Below are 3,484 nucleotides of genomic sequence, written 5' to 3' on the forward strand. Positions count from 1 at the left end.
CGCGCTTACTCAATACCTTAGTGCTTGGGCGGGGCCGAGGTACGGCGGGAAAAAAAGATCGAAACGAATGAATCTTACTGTAAAAATTGCGTTGGCCGGATTTGTCGCCTCGATCGGCTTCGGCCCGGTTTCGTCTTTCGCTCAGGACACGTCATGCACCTGTACGACACCCTATCAGGCAGCGGCGAATTCGATTGGTTCCATCGGGCACGCCAATGGCGACGTAATGGTTTCGCAAGCCGCCGGCTATGGCCCGGCCAAGGCGGGAAATGCTCTGGATTTCGGCAGCCGCGTAGTGGTCGGTGCCAGGGGGTCGGCTTCCGTCAATGTCGGTGGCTGCAACCTGGATGTGCCTGCGAACTCAAGCCTCGACATTTCCCGTATCGAGAACAATATCTGCCTGAAAGTTGTCGGCTCCGAACAGACGGCTGCCGCCGTTAGCTCCGAGCATACGGGTCAGATTCCCCCGGGTGGCAACCAGTCCAACCGGTCCAACACCCCGCTCTATATTTTTGGGGGCATGGCTGGTGCGGCCGGTATTCTTGCCGCAACGCAGGATGATGGCGACGGCAACGGCGGCGTTAGCCCTTAGGCTCAGTAGATGACATAGCAGAGGCGGGTGACTGCTCTGCTATTTTGTATTGCCGGCGCCTCTGTGCCGTAGCCTTGGCGCGTCGGTTGGAGTCGGGATATTGACGGAATTCGTCAACCATACCGCTCTATTGCTTGAGTTGAAGCTGAATGCGCTTCGTGCTGGGCGAGTTCGTCTCGCGCCGCTGGGTGGTGCTGTGACAGGTGGCGCGGCAGTGCTGGTTATCAGCTTGCAGAATGACGACAGCGCTGTCGGCGAATAGCTTGGATCTGGCATCTACCGCATTGCATGAGCTTGATAGATGCGTCATTCGCTATCGTGCGGATGGCGCATTTGCCTATTATCGGGGAGAAGTCGTCACGTTGCTTCAGTGCGGCCACAAACGCCAATGATCGACCTGCATTCCCACATCTTACCCGGTCTTGATGACGGCTCGCCCAGTCTTGCTGAATCGCTGGAAATGGCGCGGCTGGCGGTGGCAGATGGAACGACGCATATGGCGTGTACGCCGCATATCGTGCCGGGCATGTACGAAAACGGATCGGCAAATATTGCCCGAGCAGTTCAAGGGTTGGAGCAGGCGCTACGCCGCGCGGCAATCCCGCTTGCTCTTTACGTTGGGGCCGACGTGCATATAGCGCCGGATCTTCCGGAGCAATTGGCGCTAGGTAGCGTGCCGACCTTGAACAGATCTCGTTATTTTCTCTTCGAACCGCCGCATCACGTTTTACCCCCAAGACTGGAGGAGCTTGCTCTGCGCCTCATAAACGCCGGGTTCATTCCGATTCTTACCCATCCTGAGCGGCTGACCTGGATCAAGGCAAATTACGACGTTGTCGAGAGGTTGAATGCAATCGGCTGCCTTGTTCAGCTTACCGCAGACTCGATTGTTGGTGCTTTTGGCCGCACGGCACTTTACTATTCGGAAAAGCTGATTGACGAGGGCAGGGTAGATATTATCGCATCGGACACCCATGGCGCCACCCGTCGGCCGCCTGGGCTTTCGCAGGCAGTCGCCGCGGCCGCGAAGCGATGTGGGGAAGATGAGGCCCGCAATATGGTGTTGAAACGCCCAGGCGAAATATTGGCGAACCGGCCTCTCGAGCCGGTCGGAAAGGCACGCTCGAAGAAGCCAGGCTCCGGCAACGTCGGTCGCTTTGCGGGATTGGGTCGCTTGTTGAAGGGTGGGACAGCGTGATGGGCGTTTTTCATTTCGCAAAAAGCTATACGGGCACGATATGTGTCTTGCTTGCTTCGCTCTCGATCTCTGCCTGCACCAGCAACTCGTCGACGACATCGTCTTCGCCGACTTCGGTCGATGCGCTGCAACTGGCATCATCGTCGGCGCCGCTCTCGGGCGGCGGTGCCCTGCAGGTCGTAAAGGAACTGCCTGCGCCGCAGAACACCCAGAACGGCAATGAGCAGCCTTTGTCGCCGAACGATGTGCTCGAGGTGAATGTATTCCAGGTCGACAATCTGAACAGAACCGTTCAAGTCGATGCCGGCGGGCAAATTTCGCTTCCACTTATCGGGACCGTCACCGCGGCAGGGAAGACCGTCCGTCAGCTGGAGCAGGAAATCGAAACGGCCTACGGCGCCAACTATCTGCAGTCGCCCGATGTGTCGGTCTTCGTCAAGGAATCGATCGGACAGCGCATTACCGTCGACGGCGAAGTCACCAAGGCCGGTATCTTTCCGGTGTCGAGCAATTCTTCTCTCATCGATGCGATCGCCCTTGCTGGCGGGTTCAATGCCGTTGGCGATGCGAAAAAAGTCTTTGTCTATCGCAATGTCGGCCAAAACACTTTGGTCGCAAATTACAATGTGGAGCAGATTCGCGCCGGCAAGAGCCGCAATCCACGCATCTATGGTGGCGACAAGATTGTCGTCTTCGCCTCGAAATCGAAAATTGCGCTGAACAATCTCAAGGACGCGCTCGGCGTCGCCTCGAGTGCAGCCCGAATTGCGGTGATCCCGGGAATTTAACCATCACCGGTCAGAATTCAGGATACAGGCAAGCTAGGATTACTTCGCACCATGCTCGATCGCAATAGACAGCATCAAATTGCAGGCCCAGGGCATGGCCAAGCCTTGTCTCCCGACCTGTATTATGACGGTGCGCAAAACTATAGCTCGTACGGCCGCGATTACGCGGAGCACGACGAGGGCTTCAATCCCCTCAAGCTGTTTTTTTACGTTGTCCAGTATCGGTGGCTGATCGTCATGATGGCGGCTGCCGGGCTTGTCGGTGGCGTCGTCGTTACCATGATGCAGACGCCAAAATATCGGGCTACAGCGCAATTGGAAGTGCTGGTTCCTTCGGCCAAGGTCTTCCAGGACATCGAAGTGGTTTCTGAAAACAGCGACCTACGGGCCTTTCAAACGGCCCGGGAAAAACTGAGAAGCCGCGCATTGGCCCAGCGCGTGGTTTTCCAACTGGGTCTCAGTGAAAAGCCGGATTTCCTGTTTCCGACGCCGAGCTTTTCGCCTAGCAACATCTTCTATCGTGCATTCGGAATTTCCAAATCGCCCTCCATTGAAGAGAAAACCCCGGAGGAGCGTGAGAAGATTGCGATCAGTCGCGTTCTAAATGACCTCACTGTAAGTTTGGTCACCAACACGAGCCTCTTGTCGATCACATTTGCCGACCAGAAACCGAAGTATGCAAGTGATATAGCCAACCAGGTCGCGCAAAGTTTTATCGATCAACGCCTCGATCAGACCAGCGAAACCTCGGACCTGGCGCGGCAATTCATCCAGGAACAGGTTTTGCAGGTAAAGCAAAAGCTTCAGAAATCCGAAGAGGAACTCGTCGCTTATGCTAAGGATGCGGGCATCACGATAACCGGCGACGACAAGTCGCTGATTGGGTCCAACATCGAGGCCTTGAAC

Annotated in this window: 5 protein-coding genes; all 5 read left to right on the top strand. The window is 56.3% G+C overall.

The annotated features are described in order from the left end of the window. Positions 1–592 (top strand): hypothetical protein (locus EOA86_RS27100; RefSeq protein WP_245497387.1); only part of this gene is annotated, 592 nt, incomplete at its 5' end. A gap of 100 nt (positions 593–692) precedes the next feature. Continuing rightward, positions 693–854 (top strand): hypothetical protein, encoded by a 162-nt coding sequence (locus tag EOA86_RS38895; protein WP_156768181.1) that lies wholly within the window; start codon positions 693–695, stop codon positions 852–854. 126 nt (positions 855–980) lie between these two features. Then, positions 981–1,790: a CpsB/CapC family capsule biosynthesis tyrosine phosphatase gene (locus EOA86_RS27105; protein WP_065006275.1), complete on the top strand. Its 810-nt coding sequence runs from the start codon at positions 981–983 to the stop codon at positions 1,788–1,790. Further along, entirely contained in the window at positions 1,790–2,578 is a 789-nt protein-coding gene (locus EOA86_RS27110; protein WP_128344498.1) for a polysaccharide biosynthesis/export family protein, read from the top strand. Before EOA86_RS27105 ends, EOA86_RS27110 begins: the two co-directional genes overlap by 1 nt. Before the next feature lie 51 nt (positions 2,579–2,629). Beyond that, positions 2,630–3,484, top strand: an 855-nt coding sequence (locus tag EOA86_RS27115; RefSeq protein ID WP_245497388.1) for a Wzz/FepE/Etk N-terminal domain-containing protein, incomplete at its 3' end; no start/stop codon positions are given.

The organism is Mesorhizobium sp. M5C.F.Ca.IN.020.32.2.1 (assembly GCF_004023105.1).
GTDB classification, from domain to species: Bacteria; Pseudomonadota; Alphaproteobacteria; order Rhizobiales; family Rhizobiaceae; genus Mesorhizobium; species Mesorhizobium wenxiniae.